13 protein-coding genes are annotated in these 17,859 nt (G+C 51.7%); all 13 read right to left on the bottom strand.

Translation table 11 applies throughout. The features are described 5' to 3' along the window. Positions 1-71 precede the first annotated feature (71 nt). Positions 72-1,253 carry a stage II sporulation protein D gene (spoIID, locus tag ASF12_RS16855; RefSeq protein ID WP_063892571.1) on the bottom strand — a complete coding sequence of 394 codons (1,182 nt, stop codon included), beginning with the start codon at positions 1,251-1,253 and terminating at the stop codon, positions 72-74. A gap of 98 nt (positions 1,254-1,351) precedes the next feature. After that, positions 1,352-2,524 (bottom strand): ABC transporter permease, encoded by a 1,173-nt coding sequence (locus ASF12_RS16850; protein ID WP_056036831.1) that lies wholly within the window; start codon positions 2,522-2,524, stop codon positions 1,352-1,354. Continuing rightward, positions 2,466-3,224, bottom strand: a complete 759-nt coding sequence (locus ASF12_RS16845; RefSeq protein ID WP_056036827.1) for an ABC transporter ATP-binding protein — start codon at positions 3,222-3,224, stop codon at positions 2,466-2,468. Before ASF12_RS16845 ends, ASF12_RS16850 begins: the two co-directional genes overlap by 59 nt. Continuing rightward, positions 3,221-4,870 carry an efflux RND transporter periplasmic adaptor subunit gene (locus tag ASF12_RS35220; protein WP_056036824.1) on the bottom strand — a complete coding sequence of 550 codons (1,650 nt, stop codon included), beginning with the start codon at positions 4,868-4,870 and terminating at the stop codon, positions 3,221-3,223. The genes ASF12_RS16845 and ASF12_RS35220 overlap by 4 nt, the downstream gene beginning before the upstream one ends. A gap of 276 nt (positions 4,871-5,146) precedes the next feature. Continuing rightward, the gene (locus tag ASF12_RS16835; protein ID WP_081418856.1) at positions 5,147-6,628 is read right to left on the bottom strand and encodes a glycoside hydrolase family 32 protein; all 1,482 of its coding nucleotides are present in this window, start codon (positions 6,626-6,628) and stop codon (positions 5,147-5,149) included. Positions 6,629-6,653: 25 nt separating this feature from the next. Beyond that, positions 6,654-7,481, bottom strand: coding sequence for a carbohydrate ABC transporter permease (locus ASF12_RS16830; protein WP_056036821.1), 828 nt, complete (start codon positions 7,479-7,481; stop codon positions 6,654-6,656). Then, entirely contained in the window at positions 7,481-8,365 is an 885-nt protein-coding gene (locus ASF12_RS16825; protein ID WP_056036819.1) for a carbohydrate ABC transporter permease, read from the bottom strand. Before ASF12_RS16825 ends, ASF12_RS16830 begins: the two co-directional genes overlap by 1 nt. Before the next feature lie 103 nt (positions 8,366-8,468). Then, positions 8,469-9,812: an ABC transporter substrate-binding protein gene (locus ASF12_RS16820; protein ID WP_056036816.1), complete on the bottom strand. Its 1,344-nt coding sequence runs from the start codon at positions 9,810-9,812 to the stop codon at positions 8,469-8,471. A 177-nt stretch (positions 9,813-9,989) separates the two neighbouring features. Next, on the bottom strand, positions 9,990-10,967 hold the full coding sequence (locus ASF12_RS16815) for a LacI family DNA-binding transcriptional regulator (RefSeq protein WP_056036814.1): 978 nt from the start codon (positions 10,965-10,967) through the stop codon (positions 9,990-9,992). Between the two features lie 255 nt (positions 10,968-11,222). Further along, positions 11,223-12,659, bottom strand: coding sequence for a UDP-N-acetylglucosamine 1-carboxyvinyltransferase (gene murA, locus ASF12_RS16810; protein ID WP_056036811.1), 1,437 nt, complete (start codon positions 12,657-12,659; stop codon positions 11,223-11,225). 311 nt (positions 12,660-12,970) lie between these two features. Continuing rightward, on the bottom strand, positions 12,971-13,237 hold the full coding sequence (locus ASF12_RS16805; RefSeq protein ID WP_056036807.1) for a DUF1146 domain-containing protein: 267 nt from the start codon (positions 13,235-13,237) through the stop codon (positions 12,971-12,973). 69 nt (positions 13,238-13,306) lie between these two features. Next, the gene (locus ASF12_RS16800; protein WP_056036804.1) at positions 13,307-15,847 is read right to left on the bottom strand and encodes a S8 family peptidase; all 2,541 of its coding nucleotides are present in this window, start codon (positions 15,845-15,847) and stop codon (positions 13,307-13,309) included. Positions 15,848-16,344: 497 nt separating this feature from the next. After that, positions 16,345-17,859 carry an NADH-quinone oxidoreductase subunit N gene (locus ASF12_RS16795; protein WP_056036802.1) on the bottom strand — a complete coding sequence of 505 codons (1,515 nt, stop codon included), beginning with the start codon at positions 17,857-17,859 and terminating at the stop codon, positions 16,345-16,347.

The raw sequence follows: 17,859 nt of genomic DNA, 5'->3' as shown, positions 1-17,859 counted from the left end.
TGAGGGTAGATGGAATGATGGATAAAAATATAGAGACTTTAAGATTTCGAAAAAGCCTGTGTTTACCTGCGCTAGGAGTGCCCAAGCAGCGCTGCCGAGAACTTGGAAGCCTGCTCTACCTTTGCACCCGTATAGTAATAGGTTAATATATCTTTCGCCGAATAGCCTAGCTTTGCCATTCCGTTCGCTCCCCATTGGCTCATGCCGACGCCATGTCCATACCCATAAGTTGTAATGGAAATGGCCTTATCGTTCATTTGCCATGTAAAAGCGGCTGAGGCTAGTCCCAATCGTTCGCGCACCTCGCGGCCAGTAAATACCGTTCCGGCGATTTCGATTTTGCTGATGCTTTTTCCTGCTGTTGCAGCTAATACCCGAATGGAAGGCTGAACCCTGCTCTCCCCCTGAAGGCCAAGCTTCTCATAAAATTGCGCCAGCGTCAGCTCCACGCTTTCTTTGTATCGCGGCGACAGCTCGATGTCCCATGGACTCGCGACGCTGCGCAAATAAGGAATCTCACCCGACCAATAGTCTTCGGAATTTTCCGTATATCCGCTGCTTGTGGAAAAGAAAGCGGCTTGGATCGGCTCGCCATTATACGTGACGATTAGTCCCTCCGTCTGCTTCACCGCTTCATTCAGCTTTTTCATATTAGCCGTCTGCTTGGCTCCTTGCCAATGCTGCTTCAGCTGCGCGAGCGGCAAATAGGCTTGATGGGCAATCGTATCCGTTACATCTGCCTCTATATTTTCCACGCCGCTGTCATCCCCGGAAGCGAGGCGGCGTACGATATAGGTGCGTGCAGCTATCGCCTGCGCCTTGAGCGCTTCCAGCTCAAAATCGGCTGGCATTTCCGCCGCGATAACGCCGCGCACATATTCCTCCAGCGGCAAGCTTTCCGTACGCTGTTCCTTCATCATATAAGTGCGTACGATGAGCCCGTTAAGCGCGCCTGTCGTTTTGGGCAACAGCCCGCCCATATGCTGCGCGATAACAGCGCTGCCCGCTTCGACTTTATTCGCCCCGCTGCCGCTGCCCGTGCCGGGCTGCTCTAAGACTGTCTCCACTGCCCCTCCTGGCTGTGCATTCGCTAGAGTCGCGGGCATGCGGGCCGGTATACCTCCGAGGGAAACTTTCATTAAAGCTACGGTAATGCCAAGCAATAGACCTATTGAAAAAATAGGCACCCAGCGGCTGCTCTTCAAGCGCTGCAGCGCTTCTGACACTCTGTGTTCGATTCTCCTTCGTCTCATCCCTGCTCCTTCCGCTACCTTATTATAGCAATGCCATCCTGCTTAACTGGATAGTCCATTCTATGAGCGGATTTAATAGGGTAGAACAGAAAAGAGAGCTAATCGTGGCGCAGCGCGTCGACTGGCTTCAGCCTCGAAGCTTTATTGGCCGGGAAAATGCCGAACACGATTCCGACAAAAGCAGAGAAGGCAAACGACAAAATGACCGTATTAAACGGAACCGAAGTATCCGTCCCATTCACCACCCCAATGACATAGGAGCCCAAATAACCGAACCCGATGCCAAGCGCGCCGCCCATGCCGCTAATGACAACGGCCTCCACAAGAAACTGGAACAAAATATCTCTGCGCTTTGCACCCAGCGACTTGCGAATGCCGATTTCCCGCGTCCGCTCCGTAACGGACACCAGCATAATATTCATGACTCCAATGCCGCCGACAAGCAGCGTAATAGCTGCCACATAAAGCAGCATCGTATTCATCGTCTCGTTGACCGAATTAAGCGTCTCTACCGCATCCTGCTGGTTGAACACCCGGTAGCTGCTGTCATCGCCCCTGAATTTTTCCAGCAGCTTGGCCTCAAGCGCTGCAACGGTTATATCCATCAGATCAAGATCGGTCACCTTGAGAGCGACTGTACGAACGCCGACACTATCAAAAAGCTTTTGCGCCGTCGTAATTGGAATCGCAATTTTTTCATCGTTGGAGCCGGTGAGCGAGCTGCCTTTCGCCTCCAAAAGCCCGACGATCGTAAAGTGGCTGCCGTTCACTTGAATCGTTTTGCCAATCGGGTCCTCTTCTTCAAATAGCTCCGTGGCCGTATCAACCCCAATTAATGCAACCTTTTGGGTGTTTTTCACATCCATCGAAGCGATGTATCTGCCGGACTGCACGCTGAAATCGCTCACCTGCTCGTAATCCGGCGTAATGCCCTCTACCGTCACGCTCGTACTATTTTTCGCATATTTCACCGTTGCACTGCCACTGACCGTCGGAGATACGCCCTCTACATTCGGAATATCAGCCAAAGCCATGGCATCGTCGAGTGAAAGGGAGGTTGCCGTTCCGCGGCCTGTTATGGTCACCGACAAGGAGTTGGTGCCAAGGCTGGCAACCTGCTCCTCCACTTGCTTCGTCGAGCCTTGCCCCATACCGACTAGCGCGATAACTGTAGCTACGCCGATCAATATGCCCAGCATGGAGAGGGCTGTTCTAAGCTTGCTTGACAAGACGCTCTTGATCGCCATCCTGAACCCTTGCGTCAGCTTCATCCCTTTCCCTCCTTTCCTCGGTCAGCACGCCGTCCCGCATAATAACCGTACGGCTTGCCCGATGAGCGACCTCCATATCATGCGTAATCAGCACAATCGTGTGGCCCTGCCGATTCAAGTCTTCCATGAGCTGCAGCACTTCCTGCCCCGTCTTCATATCGAGTGCTCCAGTCGGCTCATCCGCCAGCAAAATCGGCGGGTTTGTCGCCAGCGCCCGAGCGATGGCAACCCGCTGCTGCTGTCCGCCCGACAGCTCGCTCGGACGGTGATGCACCCGCTCTCCAAGGCCGACCTGCTCCAGTGCCTTCATCGCCATAGCCCGGCGCTGCTTCGCAGGAAGCCCTCGATAAATGAGCGGCAGCTCGCAATTTTCAAGCGCGGTAAGCCGTGGCAGCAAGTGAAAGCCCTGAAAAATAAACCCGATCTTCTTGTTGCGAATATCCGCCAGCTTATTCTCGCTCATTCCTCGCACCTCAATGCCGTCCAGCTTGTAGCTGCCGTCGGTCGGCGTATCCAGACAGCCGATGACATTCATCATCGTTGATTTTCCCGAGCCGGAAGGCCCGACAATGGCGACAAAATCGCCTTTTTCCACCTGAAAGGATACGCCTTTAAGAATCGTCACAGTTTCCCGGCCCATCACGTAATTTTTGACGAGATGGTTAATGTCGATTAGAATGCCGCTGCCCTCGTTCCTCATGGGCGACCACCGCCTGCTCCGCCGCCGCCAGTGAATCCGCCTCCACCGCCGCCGAATCCGCCACCTCCACCGCCGAAGCCACCTTGCATCATGCCGCCTCCCATAGTCGCTTGATTTTGCTGGGTCGTCGTTGTTGTCATGCCCACTGTGCCCTGCGGCGTTGGAATGAGCACGGAGTCGCCTTCATTCAGCCCCGAAATAATTTCCACATACGTTTCATCGCTGATTCCCGCTTCTACTTCGACTAACTGCCCTTCCATCTGAGCGCCGCCGCGCTGCATGTTTGTTGTGCCTTGCGCCGTTCCGCCCGTACCTGCTGCTCCAGTACCTTGAGTACCCGCTGCGCCTTGTGTTCCACGTGTTCCCTGGGTGCCAGCTGTACCTTGGACAGCTCCGCCCGCAGCTTGGCCACCGATTCCACCTTGTGCTCCGCGTGTTCCTTGTGCACTCGTGCCGCCTTGAGCATCGTTTGTACCTTGAGCGCCTGCCGCTCCCTGTGCACCACTCGTACCTTGAGCACCGGCAGCGCCTTGTGTCTCGCCGGCACCTTGAGCTCCTGGTGCGCCTTGACCTTGTGTGCCCGTAGCACCTTGCGCACCGTTCGAGCCTTGAGCTCCTGCAGCTCCATCCGTGCCTTGTCCACCTGACGCTCCAGCATTTCCTTGTGCCCCTGCTGCCCCGCTTGTACCTTGTGTCCCGCTCGCACTTTGCGTGCCCGTTGGCACGCGAACGAAGGATTTGCCGCCACGTTCAATAACAGCGTCTACCGGTACAACGACGACATCATTTCTGGACTCCAAAATAATGTCCGCTTCCCCCGACATGCCCGTCATCACGCCATCAATCGTATCAAGCGAAATCGTCACCTCATAAGCGGATACGCCATTCGATGCCGTACCCTCACGAGCCAAGCTGGCTACTTTGCCTTCGATTGTCTTGTCCGTCAGGGCGCTCAAATAAACTTGCACCACTTGGCCTACTTTGACCGATGGAATATCCAGCTCATCGACCTGCACAACAAAATCAAGCAAATCGTAATTGACGATAGACGCAATAACCGTATTCGCTACAACCTCGTCACCAACGGAAACCTCGCTTTCCGTCACCTCGCCATCAATCGTCGCCACAACCTCAGTCACCTTCAGTTGATCTTCCCTCATCGTGGTCAGGCTGTCTTGGTTTTGCTTGATTTCAAGCGCCAGCATTTCCATATCCGTTTTGATGCTTTGCTGGGTCGCCAGTTCATCCTCCGTGCCCGCAGCTTCCTTATATTTGGTCTGATATTGCTCCATCTGCACTTGCTGCTTCTTAATCGAAAGCTCCGTCTGCTCAATCTGGCTATCGTAGTCCTTCTCGGATTCAAACGTTGCCAGCACTTGGCCTGCCTTCACCTTATCGCCGACTTTGAAGTTCAGCTTTGCAATCGTACCGGATACGCCGGACGTTACGGTTTCGCGAGAGTTGGCTTCTACACTGCCTGTCGCGCTTATTTTCAGCTCAATATTGCCCCGCGTCGCTTTCACCGTTTGTGAGGTTGCTGCCTGCACCGTCGCCGGCTGCCCCATCTTCAAATAATAATAGGCACCGCCTCCACCGGCCGCGCCTACTACAAGGATAATACCAAGCCATAGCTTCCACTTTTTCATCGACTGTATTCCACCCTCCGACTGACATATTCGTGACGAATATAGCATGAAAAAATGAACGGAGAATGAACAAGCCTGACCGAGGATCAGCCCTAGCTAGTACCGCGCTGCAAGAACATTCATCGTTTCTGCTGCTGAAAATAAAAAAGAGAACAGGACACAACCTCTGTCCTGTTCTCAAACCTGGCATGCGCCAGTCACGCTCACGTTTCCAGCGCCGCTCTAAACTAGCCGCGATGTTACCCTCGCTTATAAGGAAGCGGCATTGAAGCCGCATTAAAGCTGGCGTTCAATATCCCATTTTTTAAATGAAACGAGTGTACCCGTTCCGCCCGAGGCGAAGGCGGCAATGCCTGTCGAGGCTTCGCCCGGGTAAATACGTCCGGTCATCACTTTTTCCCCGCCTTGGAGAAACACCTCCACCGACGACTGATCGACGAAAATGCGCAGCGAAAGCTCGCCGCCTTCCGCAAGTGCAATGGCCGTCCTTCTTTCGCCGCCTTGCCCGATACCGGAACAATCCCGATTGAAGCGGAACAGCCCTTCTTCCGCATGATAAGCAAGTACAGTCTCTTCTCCCGCCCCATTCGTCCGCAGCTTCAAGCCAAGCTCACGGGCGCTGCCGATACGGAGCACCACTTCAAGCTCATAGCAATCTCCCCGGACAGCGAGCAGCTGCTCCCCCGCAAGCTCCAACTCCCTCAGCTCAAAACCGTCACGGCGGTACGCCTTCAGCTCTTCCAGCGGCTGAAACAGCAGCTTTCTATCGCTGCTGCGCAGCACAGCTTCACGCGGCAGCGTCATCGCCCCGGCCCAATAATGTCCGAGCTGGGTCGGAATTTCCTGCTCCCACGTTTCCATCCAGCCGATGACAATGCGCCGTCCTTGCGAGTCCAGCGCTGTCTGCGGCGCATAAAAATCAAAGCCGTAATCAATCGGCTCATAGCCGTCATACGAGAATAACCCTGTCTCCGTATTTAATTTTCCTACCATATAAGTGGTGGAATGCAAATTACGATAGTTGTCGCCTTGTGCTGGCATCCGCTGCGGCGACATCATCAGTACATCATAGTCCCCTAGCGGGAACAAATCCGGGCATTCCCAATTGTCGCCCATCTGTCCATCGCTGCGCGCCATCTCGCCAACAAAGGTCCAATTCACGAGATTCTGTGAACGATAGAGCAAAATCAAGCCATGCCCTGCACCATCATTCGAGCCGATGACTGTATAATAGGAGCCGTCACGCTCAAACACCTTCGGATCACGAAAATCTTTGCGGCTCGCTCCAGCCGGAATTTGCTCCAGCCCCAGCACCGGATTGCTCGCCAGCTTAGCGAATGCCCGGCCATCATCTGATACCGCTATATTTTGCGTCTGATAATAGTCCGTATCCCCATTCGGGCCTGTCACGACATGCCCCGTATACATAAGATGAAGCTTGCCTTCATGGACAATCGCGCTTCCAGAGAAGCAGCCCCCACTGTCATACGGCTGGTCTGGAGCGAGCGCAACCGGAGCATACTCCCACGAAACCAAATCACGGCTGATGGCATGGCCCCAATGCATCGGTCCCCATACCGGCTGATACGGATAATATTGATAAAACAAATGATAATGCCCATTGTGAAAAATAAAGCCGTTCGGGTCGTTCATCCAGCCAAACTCCGCCATTAAATGATAGCCAAGACGGTACTGCGGCCGCAGCAGATGCTTTCTTTCCGCCACAAACTGCTCGGCATTGTCGAGCGTATACAACATGATCAATCATCCTATTCTTACGCGTTTATTTAATGGAGCCTTGCATGACGCCTTGAATAATAAATTTCTGTGCGAACAAATAGACGACGAGTATCGGTAAAATAGTTAGCAGCAGTCCTGCCATCAGCGGCCCGTAATCGACGGTATAAGTGCCATAGAAATAAAAGGTCGAGAGCGGCAGCGTACGCTGCTCCGAAGAGGTCAGCACAAGCGATGGAAGCAGGAAGTCGTTCCAGATCCATAATACATTCAAAATCGCAATTGTCACCGACGTTGGTGCGAGTACAGGGAACACAATGCGGAAAAACGTCTGTGTCCGCGTGCAGCCATCAATCATTGCGGCCTCCTCCAGCTCCGCCGGAATGCTTTTCACAAAACCATGATAAATGAACACCGCAAGCGGGCTTCCAAAGCCGAGATACATATAAATCAGCGTCCACTTGTTATCCAGCAAATGCAGATTGCCATACACCTTCACAAGCGGAATCATAATCGCCTGGAACGGGATAATCATCGCTGCTACCATCAGGAAAAACGTATATTGATTAAATTTGCTTTGGTTTCGCACAAAGAAATGGGCTGTCATGGCCGCAAGCACCGAGATAAGCAATACGCTCAGCACCGTAATGATAACCGTGTTCGTAAACGCGGATACATAATTCATTTTCGTAAACGCCGACTCGTAATTCGCCAGATTGAAGCTGTCAGGCAGAGAAAGCGGCGAAGCGGTGATCGCTTTATTTTCCTTAAAGGAATTGACGATTAGCAAAATAAATGGAAAGACGAAGGCCACAAGGCCAACCAGCAAAACAATAAACTTGCTCCATTCCATAGAGGCTTTCCAGCGCTTCATCAGGCCTCCACCTCCAGCTTCTTGCTGAAATACACTTGCAATAGCGTAATGCCCGCTACGAGCAGGAACAGTACAAGCGCTTCCGCCTGCCCTACCCCATAATCTCTTGAGAGGAACGCTTTCTCATACACATGCATCGAGACCATTTCCGTGCTTTTGAACGGTCCGCCCTTCGTCAGCGTCAGGTTCAAATCGTAAACCATAAACGTGCGCTGCAGCGATAAAAATACACATACGATAAAAGATGGCACCATCAGCGGCAAAATCATCGTCCGCAGCTTGCGGAATGCCGTTGCCCCATCAATGCTGGCCGCCTCCATAATATCCTTCGGCACATTCATGAGACCCGCCACATAAATAACCATCATATAACCAGCATATTGCCACACCGTTACAATTATAAGCGCCAAAAATGCTTTATCCGGATCAGCGAGCCAGGACGTGCCGAATACGGAGATGCCTGCTTTTTGTCCAATCGATACGAGTACGTTCGAGAAAATAAATTGCCATACAAATCCAAGCACAATGCCGCCGACCAAATTTGGAATGAAAAATCCGGCCCGAAAAAAGCTCTGGCCCTTCAAGCCGCTTGATAAAAAATAGGCTAGCAAAAAGGCCACCACATTGACGAGCGCCACACTTATAAACACATATTTAAGCGTCAAATAAAATGACTTCCAAAATACCGCGTCTTTCCATACGTAGGCATAGTTTTCGAAACCGACCATCGTACTCGTCGTGGAAATGCCATCCCAATTCGTAAAGGTTAAATAAATCCCGTACAAAAACGGTACTATCATGACGGTGGCAAAAGCAAACAGAGTAGGCCCGGTGAACAATAGCCGCAGCCGAAGACGGCTCCAAAGTCCTTTTTCCGATATCATCGTAATCCCTCACTAACGTTTCATGGAAGCGAAGCGATGGACAAGTCATGCAGGCCTGTCCATCGCATCCTCTTCTAAGCTGTTGTTTGTCGTCTAGTTCACGCTACTTTACAGTTGTCCAGTATTCCTGAATTTCCTTGGCAAGCGTGGCGCGGTCAGCTGCTCCAGCCAAATATTTTTGCATCGAAGCGCCTACCTTGCTCCAGTGATCTGCTGGGAGCGCACTCATCGATTCCTCGATTTTACCTCCAGTGATATAGGCCCCAATCGACTTAGCGAGCGGGTCTTGCGGCTCCAGTGTAATGTTTTTGAACGCAGGCACGATGTTCGCTTTATTGATCAGGAAGTCTTGGCCTTTCTCTTTGTAGACCATCCACTCCAGGAACGTTTTTGCTGCCGACTGCTGCTCTGGCGTGCTTTTCTCTTTGTCTAGAACAAGGCGTTTCGAGACAGCTGCGGAAATTTGCGTATTGCCGAAATCATCCGGGTTATTGCTGATCGGCACTGGCAGGAAGCCATATGCGCCGCTCGCCGTATCAAAGCTGCTGATTTGCGGCCAAGCCCAGTTGCCCTGGAACCAGATGCCAACCTCGCCTTTGCCCAGCACCTCAGGACCCTTCTCATAGGTGCCTGCGAGCGGCGAAGCTTTATCGATGTTATGCTCCTTCATGATGTCGAACGTATCCATGAGGCCGTTAAATACGCTGTTGGACGAAAGATCTACGCTGCCAGCCTTCAGATCAGTAATAAACTGGTTTACCACCGCTTTATCTGCTGATTGTCCAGCATAAGCGAGCGGAAGGTAGTGGGCTGCAAGCGACCAATCCATTGGCGAGACGATGAGCGCGCCAGTACCGGAGGCTTCGATCTTTTTAAACAAATCTTCCAGTGCTTGTGTCGTCGTAATGGTTGCCGGATCGAAGCTGCCACCAACCGCTTTGTCTACGACCGCTTTGTTGTAAATAAAACCGTAGCCTTCAATTGAAAGCGGGAACGCATAGTTTTTGCCATCGAAGGTTGTCAGATCCGTGCTGCCGTCGACCTTGTCGGACATCCATTTTTCCCCGCTCAGATCGAGGAGGCGATCTTTGAACTTCTCGACATCCCCTGTATCCAGCATCGTAATCGTCGACGGGCTGTTCGCCGCATACAGCGCGGATGCTTTCTCGAATGGCGACTGTCCTGCCGGAACCGGAATGATTTCCAGCGTAATATTCGGATAATCCTCTTTAAACGCTTTCGCTGCATCTTCAAGCTGCGTTTGAATTTCCCCTTTGGAATTCAGCAGCGTAATTTTCACCTCTCCTGAAGCACTTCCACTATTTGCGCTGCCTTCAGCTGTGGATGAATCTGCAGGTGTTGAGCCGGCATTTCCTCCGCACGCTGTTACGACCATAACCATCACTAAAGATACGAGCAGAGCCTGCAAGCTTTTCCAAGATTTCATTCGTTCGTCCCCCGATTCTAAATGATAAATATTCTATGCTGGAACCGATTTATAAACCGCTTTCATAACGTATTATAGTCGGTGTCAAAAAATATGTCAATCGTTTGACATGTCAAACGATTGACATTCAATAATAAAAATAAAAATCCCTTGCTGTATAAGGGATTTCAGCTGTTCCTAAGTCGTCAGGCGCTCCACCAGCTCGACATCCAAAACATACCGGTGCTCCAGCGGCTCATCGTTCATTTGCCGGATGATTGAATCAACCGCGATCCGTCCGATTTCGGCAATCGGCTGGCGAATCGTCGTTAGCGCCGGCGTTATCCAATTGGCCGCGCTCACATCATCATAGCCTACTATTTTGATCTGCTCCGGAATAGACTTGTCCGCCTTGCGGCATTCCTTCACCGCGAAGGAAGCGATAATATCGCTTGTCGCAAACAAACCATCGATATCAGGATGCTCCGCGAACAGACGGCTCATAATCTGCTCGTACTGCTGCTCGTCGAATACGTTCATATCCGTCTGGATGATAATTGGCTCAATCTCATTTTCCGCCATCACGTCACGAAAGGCAGCCGTTCGCTGGTTCGCCAGCAGCTGAAGCTCTAAATTCCCGCAAATATGCGCAATTTTTCTGCACCCTTTGTCTACAAGCAGCTGTGCCGCGAGCCTGCCACCCTCGTAATTGTCCGATGAAATAAACGGGATTTCCTCGCTAATCTGCCGGTCTATCGTCACAATCGGGGAATGCAGCTCCTTGTACTCCTTAACCTCAAGCGTATGGCTGCCCATAATAATGCCGTCTACCCGGTTGCGCTTGAGCATATCGATGTATTCCTTCTCCTTCACAGGATCAAGATGCGAGTTGCAGAGCATAATTTTATAGCCGTTCTCGTAGGCATAACGTTCAACATAGCTGGCCAGCTCAGCGAAGAAAGGATGCGCCACATTTGGAATAATGAGCCCGATCACATTGGACTGCTTGCGCAGCAAAGAACGCGCCAGCTCGTTCGGCTGATAATTCAGCTCCTTCATCGTCTGGAACACCTTATTGCGAGTCGTCTCGCTAATATACCCCCTGTTGTTTAATACGCGGGAGACCGTCGTAACCGATACTTTCGCCTTCTTCGCGACATCATGAATAGTAGCCATAAAATCTCCTTCTCATTATCCAGAAAGTTATACGCTTACAAATTATGCTTTCATCATACCACACGAAAACAATCTTTATATTTAAAATGCAAACGGCGCTGCCCGTTATGGATGGCAACGCTCGTATAACGGAGAAAATAGAAACGCGGGTACAAAAGAGCAGCTTATAAGGCTTTAATTTCAAAAAAAGAGCCGTTCACATCGCCCCATCCGGCGCGTCTGCAAACAGCTCTGCTCTTATGCTTATTAAAATGGTTACGCCCAAGTAGGCTGAACCTTCAAAACCGTTGCTTCCTTCTCACGCTTGAAGCTTGAAGCCGAATCCAGCTCAACTGCTGCGATAACAGCGGCCGTTTCCTTCGCTTGTTCTACAGCAGCGACCACTTTAGCTTGAAGTACATTTTCCACAACAGCCGCCTGCTTCTCTTCCTCCTCCGCTTCAACGCGGTGAATAAGCGCTCCAAGCGAAGCCAGTTTGCCTGTAATATCTACATAACCGCGATCTACGTGGTGGATACCCGTTACTTCCGTCTCGCCATCAGCACGCAATGCTGCACAGATCAAGGCTGCTCCTGCACGCAGGTCCGTCGCACATACTTTCGCGCCAGTTAGCGGCATATTTCCGCTAACGATAGCGGAACGGCCTTCGATCTTAATATGTGCATTCATCTTCTGGAATTCTTCCACATGCATGAAGCGATTCTCAAATACCGTTTCGGTTACGACCGACGTACCCTCGGATACGAGCAGCAGCGCCATCATTTGCGATTGCATATCCGTCGGGAAGCCCGGGTGCGGCAACGTCTTCACGTCTACCGATTTCAGCGGATGGTCCGCTTTAACCCGAATGCCGTTATCCGACTCCAGCACCTCCACGCCCATCTCTTGCAGCTTGGAAATGACCGGTGTCAAATGATCGCCAATTGCTCCTTCTACAAACACGTCGCCGCCTGTAATCGCTGCAGCAATCATATAAGTGCCCGCTTCTACACGGTCAGGAATAACATGATGCGTCACACCGTGCAAGCTTTCAACGCCTTCGATGCGAATGAGGCCTGTGCCTGCGCCGCGAACCTTCGCGCCCATCGCATTCAAATAATTAGCGAGGTCGACGATTTCCGGTTCCTTTGCAGCATTTTCAAGCAGTGTTGTGCCTTCTGCGAGTGCAGCAGCCATCATAATGTTCTCAGTAGCGCCTACGCTTGCTACATCGAGATATATTTTTGCGCCCTTGAGACGCGTGCTTGTGCTTGCTTCAATGAAGCCGTGTCCGAGCGTAATTTCCGCTCCCATCGCTTCGAAGCCTTTCAAATGCTGATCAATCGGACGTGTTCCAATCGCGCAGCCGCCCGGAAGCGAAATACGCACCTTGCCAATCCGTGCAAGCAGTGGTCCCATAACAAGGAAGGAAGCACGCATTTTGCGAATCAGCTCATAAGGCGCCTCGTAAGAAGCAATCGTTCCCGCCGAAATTCTCATTGTTGTATCTTGATACGATATCGTTGCGCCTAATGATGCCAATACCTTCTGTATAGTCATGACATCGTCGAGGAGGGGAACGTCACAGATGACGCTGTCTCCTTCCGTCGCAAGTAAAGAGGCTGCTAGAATGGGGAGTACTGCATTTTTTGCACCGCTGACACGTACCGTTCCCGATAAACGCTTGCCTCCGCGGACGATAATTTTGGTCATCTTATGGTTCCCTCCGCGAACTGAATTTCTGTCTCTCGCTTTAAAATTATTGTTTAAAAGTGAAAAATTCCCGTCTTAATCCAAACTCCATATTAACACTTATCTACACTAATCGACAAGCTTTAAATTTCCATGTAACCGCAGCATTTAAAGCAGCCCGATCCTGACCCTAACATCCTATGCTGAACGATGCTTTTAGGTGTTGCCCTGCCTGATACTGGAACAAAATTCCCGCACTTGTATAGCGTTCGGAAACAGGCGGGATTTTAAGTCCGTCATGTACTACCCATTGTTAACATATTCCGCTCTCGTTATTCGACAAAACTCTTCAGCATTGTCGTCCAAGACCAGTAATCCAAAATGAAGCTGGCAAAAGCGTGCCCCAATATGATCGCAATAACCGCCTGAAACATGCGAGCCTTGGGGCTGCGGGGAAACGCAAAAAACGCTTCCCATTTTATCTCCTGCATAATAAACCATATAAGTACAATGCTTACGAGCGTTACAACGATGGAGAACAGCCCCGTTACTCCTGTGGCTGTCTGCATGTTGTTCAACATATCCTGAGTCAAACCCATCTGTGCTCCAGCTGCCTCCTTTTTTTCGCCTTAAGTTCCGGTATGCCGCTTGATTACTCATTTACTCAGCTATTGCACGAGCAGCCGCTCTTTTGCAAATGGCTCTCCACTGCTTTCCACGGCAGGGTCCTCCACTTTAAACATGCGGCGTGCTTCATTGCCTCCCGCTTCGCTGGCCGGAAGCTGTTGCTCTGCAATCCCAGGAGCGCTGGCAAAGGCCGTTTTGACCGTTACCTTGAAACGGTAATATTGCTTGTCGAAGGGCTCATTGGCTGTCAGTTTAAAATAATAAACACCCGCAGGAAGCCGCTTGTTTTTCACATCCAGCTTACCTGTGCTGCCTGTTTTCTGTGAAAAAAGCTGCTGCTGCTTTTTATCGTATGCTATGACTTGCATTACCTTTCCTGAAGGAACATTAAACACTTGCAAATCAATTTGGCTCGCTCGGGTGAGGCGCAGCTGGAACCAATCGACATCGGTGCTGCTGTCAATGACCCCTACATATTCTGTGCCGCTGCGTATGCTCAAGCCTTCGTAATATTGATTATTCGGCTCATTGGGATCATCGTATTTCGGCACATAATTGATTTTCAGCGTATATTGCCCAATGACGGGGCTGGCCTCAGACGAAATAGCATTATGCACACGAATATAATATTTCCCGGGTGTTACTGTCAATGTTGGCGATATTTCTGCCTGGCCCTCCGACTCCTCATCATAGGTTCGAAGCGACTGTCCGGCCCGCTGAACGGCAAGGCCCGGGTCGATTCGCGCCGTATTCCCCTCCAAGGCAAGCCGCAGCGTGCCGCTTTGCTTGAAGGTAATCGCATACCAGTCGCGATCCGCCTTCTGATGGAAATTGCCCACTACCGTCTGGCTGCGCGGCGACAAAGCGAACGCTTCGTATGTCTGGTTATTCGATTCATAAGCATCAGGTTTCATAATAAAAGAGGAGTCCAGCAAATAGGGCTGACGGGTCCCGTTATCGCTGTTCATGAACTGGACGCCTATTTTTTGCGTCCCTTTCTTTACCGTGAACTCGGCATTGCCGCTGGCAAGCTTCGTCGTATAAGTATTTTTCTGGACACCGTTCACATAATGCAGCAGCCGAATAGGGGGAATTGCAGCCCCTGATTCAGTCAGTGATTGGTACTTCATCGTGAGCTTGCCGTCATATGGCGCCTCCACGGTATACCAGTCGATATCCTTGCCCGTATTGAGTACGGCAGATATTTGCTTATTCAAGGGGAGAAAGGCAGCTGTGCCCCTCGTATCATTCGGCTCAAAACCATCTGCTATAAGAGGTGTGCTCAGCGCTTTATCGATTTGCAGCAGCCCATAGCCTGTGCGATTATCGAAGCCCGACTCGCCAATGTTGCGCGTCGTTTGGCGCAGCAGCTCCCTGACTTGATACGTTTTGAGCTTCGGATAACGGGCCCAGATGAGTGCCGCCGCTGCTGCTACCTGAGGTGCGGCCATCGACGTGCCCTCTTCCTTCTTGTAGCTACCGCCTAGCGCTGTCGTATAAACGTTCCAAGCTGCTGACAAATCCAGCTCCGTACCGGGATTCGAACGCAAATCTGGCGAACTGTCCGCTTTTACGCCGCCAACTGCCAGCACCGTCGAATAGGCGGCGGGGTATTTTACAGCTGCCATACTTCCGAGCGTCTGTCCATCATTGCCCGCTGCTGCTACCAGCAGCACCCCTTTGCTCTCTGCATAATTTACAATGTCCTGCATATAAGGAGAATAACGATATAATCCCACAGAGAGCACGACGATCTTGGCCTGCTTGCGCACCGCGTACAAAATCGCTTCGCCCAAATCCTGCTCTGTCCCATCGCCATTATGATCAAGCGCTTTAATCGGCATCAGCTTCGCCTTCCACAAAATGCCGGATACGCCAATGCCATTGTTGCCGGAAGCGGCAATTACTCCGGCCACGCTTGTCCCGTGGCCGTTATTGTCCTCAGGCGGCGTATCCGTGTCGATTAAGTTGATGCCGGGGACTAGATTTTTTTTGAGATCGGGATGGTCGAGATCGATGCCCGTATCGACAATCGCGATCGTCAGCGCGGTTTGCTCGCGCACGGTTTTCCAAGCGGCTAGCGCGCCGATCTGCTTGAGATAGCTTTGCTTCGCAAGCTCGGGATCGCTGGCCGCCGCTGCCTTCGCGGCGGCGGCTGTGAGGGCTGAGGCCTCGCCGTAGGCAGCCTCGGCTGGAGGGCTGTCGTCCGCCTGCTGTGCGGCGGACAGCTCTAAGGCGTGTACCCGTCCATTCGGGTACACGTATTCGACGCCCGGCGTGCTTCGCAGCCGGAGCAGCCATGCTTCGACGTCCGCCGATGCTTCGGCCGGACGTACGACGTCGACCGCCGCCTCAGCCTGGCGGCGGATCACGAGTGTCCCGCGCAGCTCAGCTGCTTGCGCGGGGTCGCTCCATTTGAGGAGCCAGCTTTGCGGCGGCTCCTCTTTTGCACTTGAGGCGGCGTCAATGCGCTCCGCCGCCCAAGGCTCTGCGGCGGATACAACGCCGCAGAGCAACATAACCGCCAGCAGCGCAGCAAGCTGGCGGCGCAAACTGCGGAACCTACCATGATTAAACTTCATGTTATTTATTCTGCCTTTGCATTCGTATTTTTCTAGCGCTTTTTATTCTTGCTTTACATTCGTACTTAACATTTGTACCTTATCATCTGCACTTGGCATTCGTACTTAACATTTGTACCTTATCATCTGCACTTGGCATTCGTACTTAACATTCGTACCTTATCATCCGCACTTGGCATTCGTAATTACCATTCGTGTAATTCTCGCATTTACATCCGCACTTAACTTCCGCACTTACATTCGTACTTAATTCCGTTTACTTATCCCTACCTACATCATCACTTGGCTTATATTCCCTCGTACCTTATTCTGTCGCTTGCCATTGTATCTGCTAACTCTCTCATTCGCATACCGTTGTATCTGCTAACTCTCCCATTAACTTTCGCGCTTGGAGCAGGCTTGTCCTTGTTCCGGCATAAGATAGCGACCAAAGGCCCAGCTTTCTGATTCCATATTGTTTTCTTACCCTATTGGGTTCCTTCCAATCAGGGTGGTGTTTACTTCATCAGCAAGCCTGGGAACAAGCCCAACACGACAAGTCCGACGGCGCAAATAGCAATGCCTAAAGATGCAGCAAGCGGAAGCGAAAGCGCACGCTCGTCGCTGCCCGTTCTCATGAACATTTGCCGGATGAAGCCAAAATAAGCATACGCGGCAACGAGGCTGCATGCGGCCATGACGCCCAGCAGCCAATAGGCCTCTGCCGCAGCGCTGCCCAGCCATATATACACTTTGGCAAAAAAACCACCCGTTAGCAGCAGGCCTGCAAGCGACAGCACGAAAACAGCCATCGCTGCCGCAAGCCAAGGCGACCGATGATACAAACCAGCCAGTCCGCTGAGCTTTCCATGCCCTGTCGCTTCCCGAACAGCTGCCAAAATAGCTGCAGCTCCAAACATCGCCAGCATATACACAGCGAATTGATAGCCGAGCGGTGCGAATAAACTGCTATGAGCGGGTGCAAGACTAAGTGCGACCGGAACAAGCAAATAGCCGCTGTTGATGACGCTCACCCAGCCTAATAGGTTAGCAGCCTGCTTTTGCCTCAGCATCGCGACTGTGCCCCAAGCAATTTGGCAGGCCGCAATCGCCTGCAAGCCGATATAGGTGCTGTTTAAACCCAATAGCTGGACTATCTCCGTTTCATGGAGCAGATGATACAATGCAGCCGCGGCTGCGCCTTGGCCTGCTACCACCAGAAACATCGCGCCAGCCGTATAAGGAAAGCCCGTGTTTTTACCATTCTCGTTGGACATCCAAATGCTAAATGGCAGAGCCGCCACTTTTACGCCCAAACCGCATGCCATTAGCAAAATGGCCAAGTATACAAGCGAAGCATACGACTGCATATCAGAAATGGATGCCCGAATAGCAGCTAAGTCCATATCGCCAGTCAAGCCATAAATATAAGACATGCCGAACAGCAGCAGGGCAGTTCCAACGCCAGAACGGGCCGAGAAGCGCACTGCCGGGCGCTCAGGCCGAGACAAATGCTTATGCCGCTTGTTCAACGTAGTCAAAACCAGGCTCAATGCCGCCAAACTAAATAGCTCAATTCCCATATAGAGCGTAATAAGATTGGAAGGCGCAAGCAGCAAACGTATGCCAAGCAGCGCAGCAGGAATATATAAATAATCGTTAATACGCTGCTCCCGCTCTTCTCCCAGACTGAGCAGCACCACTACGATAGCTCCCGCAATTGCCAGCAAAAACATGAAGCTTTCCGCATTCAAGCCCAGATAGGGGATTCCCGCGACTCCGCCTGACTGTCTGCCCTTGGCAATCGCTATCGCCGCTTCTGTGCCGTTCGCTGCCATCCGCCATAAGGCCGCTGTAAATACGACGACCAGCCATGGCAGTGTCAACCAGCCTGACGCCAATCCCGCTTGGTGCCACAAGCGAAACCGGAGGCCAGCAGCAAGTGTAATCAGCAGCAAAAGGAGGAGCAGCTCAGGAATTAGCTGCACCGTACCTAACCAAAACTGCGATCCCAGCGCTTCTCTATTTGTCAT

The organism is Paenibacillus sp. Leaf72 (genome assembly GCF_001422685.1).
Lineage (GTDB): Bacteria > Bacillota > Bacilli > Paenibacillales > Paenibacillaceae > Pristimantibacillus.
The sequence above is the reverse complement of the archived record's forward strand: the minus strand, read 5'-3'. Positions and strand labels throughout refer to the sequence as shown.

Coding starts and splice junctions, on each gene's coding strand:
- spoIID (WP_063892571.1), bottom strand. CDS start 1,253: ATGAGACGAAGGAGAATCGAACACAGAGTGTCAGAAGCGCTGCAGCGC.
- ASF12_RS16850 (WP_056036831.1), bottom strand. CDS start 2,524: ATGAAGCTGACGCAAGGGTTCAGGATGGCGATCAAGAGCGTCTTGTCA.
- ASF12_RS16845 (WP_056036827.1), bottom strand. CDS start 3,224: ATGAGGAACGAGGGCAGCGGCATTCTAATCGACATTAACCATCTCGTC.
- ASF12_RS35220 (WP_056036824.1), bottom strand. CDS start 4,870: ATGAAAAAGTGGAAGCTATGGCTTGGTATTATCCTTGTAGTAGGCGCG.
- ASF12_RS16835 (WP_081418856.1), bottom strand. CDS start 6,628: ATGTTGTATACGCTCGACAATGCCGAGCAGTTTGTGGCGGAAAGAAAG.
- ASF12_RS16830 (WP_056036821.1), bottom strand. CDS start 7,481: ATGAAGCGCTGGAAAGCCTCTATGGAATGGAGCAAGTTTATTGTTTTG.
- ASF12_RS16825 (WP_056036819.1), bottom strand. CDS start 8,365: ATGATATCGGAAAAAGGACTTTGGAGCCGTCTTCGGCTGCGGCTATTG.
- ASF12_RS16820 (WP_056036816.1), bottom strand. CDS start 9,812: ATGAAATCTTGGAAAAGCTTGCAGGCTCTGCTCGTATCTTTAGTGATG.
- ASF12_RS16815 (WP_056036814.1), bottom strand. CDS start 10,967: ATGGCTACTATTCATGATGTCGCGAAGAAGGCGAAAGTATCGGTTACG.
- murA (WP_056036811.1), bottom strand. CDS start 12,659: ATGACCAAAATTATCGTCCGCGGAGGCAAGCGTTTATCGGGAACGGTA.
- ASF12_RS16805 (WP_056036807.1), bottom strand. CDS start 13,237: ATGGGTTTGACTCAGGATATGTTGAACAACATGCAGACAGCCACAGGA.
- ASF12_RS16800 (WP_056036804.1), bottom strand. CDS start 15,847: ATGAAGTTTAATCATGGTAGGTTCCGCAGTTTGCGCCGCCAGCTTGCT.
- ASF12_RS16795 (WP_056036802.1), bottom strand. CDS start 17,859: ATGACAAATAGAGAAGCGCTGGGATCGCAGTTTTGGTTAGGTACGGTG.